We start from the raw sequence: 1,672 nt of genomic DNA, 5'->3' as shown, positions 1-1,672 counted from the left end.
CCAGGAGGTAAACTTTTTCTCCAAATTGAGATACTAGAAGCTTGGAAACAAGGAGGCTCTAAAGTGCCAAATGTTCTTGTTATAGGTGATGATATTCCTAGACTTCCTTTCTTGTTAAACACAGAACAAAGCAATAATAATTCTTTATAGGACTACTAATGAAAAGATTTAACTGAAATGTCCACTAAGTCTGATTCGGTGGGTGATTTATCAAAATTTTTTATATAAAAAAACTTAATTACCGCCGAATCATGATTATACTAGCTATTTAGTAAAAGTTGAGTAAAAGTTTTACATAGCCAGTTCGGTAGAACAAAAAAAGTAAGCATTCAGCTATCAGTGATAAACCCAACAATTAGTCTTTGAGCATGCTAAGCTAAAACCCATTTTACATGGGTTTTAGCTCATTAGCTGGAAAATTTCCTGAGCAGCGCGATCGCATACGCCCACTTCACCCAATAACTGGCGCATTTCCTGATAATCCTTCAGAGTTTGCTGACGCCGTTTTTGATTAAAAAGGAGTTCCAAGGATTCCTGGACAATATTCTCTGGTGTGGCTTGATCTTGTAACAACTCCGGCACAATGGAACGCATTACTACCAAGTTAGGGGGAGACATGAAGGGAATCGAAAACTTCAAGAAGGTGCGAGCAAGCCAGTAGGTAAAGGGATTAACTCGGTAGAAAACCACCTGAGGCACATCTAGTAGTGCTAGTTCCAAATTCACTGTACCTGACTTGGTAATGGCTAAATCAGCAGCAGCCAAGATTTCCTTTGTTTGACCAGCTACCACCTTAGCCTGTAAACCATAGCGCTGTACTGCTTCTTCAATGGGATGGCGATAGGCTTCTAAGGATAGGGGAATCCAAAATAGTGGTGAATCAGCTTGACTTTCCCTTAACCCTTCACCCTTCGACTGGCTAAGCTGGCCGGTTTGCTTAGTATCCAACAATTGTGACTGTAGCTGCTTGGCGGCTTCAAAGACTACAGGCATGAGATACTTAATTTCTTGTTGTCTAGAGGCAGGTAAAAGTGCGATCGCAGTTTGTTCTGGAGCTATGCCTAAGGTAGCACGAGCCTCCTCCCGGCTTGGGCTAGATTCCATCCGATCTACCAGGGGATGACCTACCCAACTAACTGACGCTCCCTTTTCCACAAAGTAACGGGCTTCTTCTGGGAAAATTGCCAACATTCGATCAGTCATCTCCACAATCATCCTGGTGTTGCGCTTAGAGATAGACCAAACCCACTCTTGGGGAGCAATATAATAAACTACCGGTACTTGCGGTAGTTCACGCTTGAGAAAACTACCAATACTCAAATTTGGTCCCATGTAGTCAATCAGCACCACTAGGTCAGGGGGCTCCTGCCGGAGATACTGTTTAGCACGACCTTGGACTTTCAGGGTAGGCAGCACAAAGGGTAAAGATTCCAGAATTCCTACAGAACCAATACTAGTGGTATTACCCAACAGCTTCGCACCAGCTTGGGTCATTTGCTCACCGCCTAGAGCAACAATCTCTAACTCTAAGCCAGCTCCTGTTCCCTGACGTTTCAATGCTTCAATCAGTAGAGCCCCTTGTAAATCACCAGATACCTCGCCAGTACTGATAAAGATGGTTTTGAGAGTCATGGTTAATGGATCGATAGGGATTAGGAAAATAGGGGAGTAG

Annotated in this window: 1 protein-coding gene; it reads right to left on the bottom strand. The window is 43.4% G+C overall.

What is annotated here, in order from left to right; translation table 11 throughout:
* Positions 1-399: 399 nt before the first annotated feature.
* Positions 400-1,632, bottom strand: a complete 1,233-nt coding sequence (lpxB, locus tag F6J99_RS44795; RefSeq protein ID WP_293123839.1) for a lipid-A-disaccharide synthase — start codon at positions 1,630-1,632, stop codon at positions 400-402.
* Between the last annotated feature and the right edge of the window lie 40 nt (positions 1,633-1,672).

The sequence above is a fragment of the Moorena sp. SIO4G3 genome, assembly GCF_010692305.1.
In the GTDB taxonomy this organism is placed as follows: Bacteria; Cyanobacteriota; Cyanobacteriia; order Cyanobacteriales; family Coleofasciculaceae; genus Moorena; species Moorena producens_A.
This window is presented reverse-complemented; position numbering and strand designations above follow the sequence as displayed.

Coding starts and splice junctions, on each gene's coding strand:
- lpxB (WP_293123839.1), bottom strand. CDS start 1,632: ATGACTCTCAAAACCATCTTTATCAGTACTGGCGAGGTATCTGGTGAT.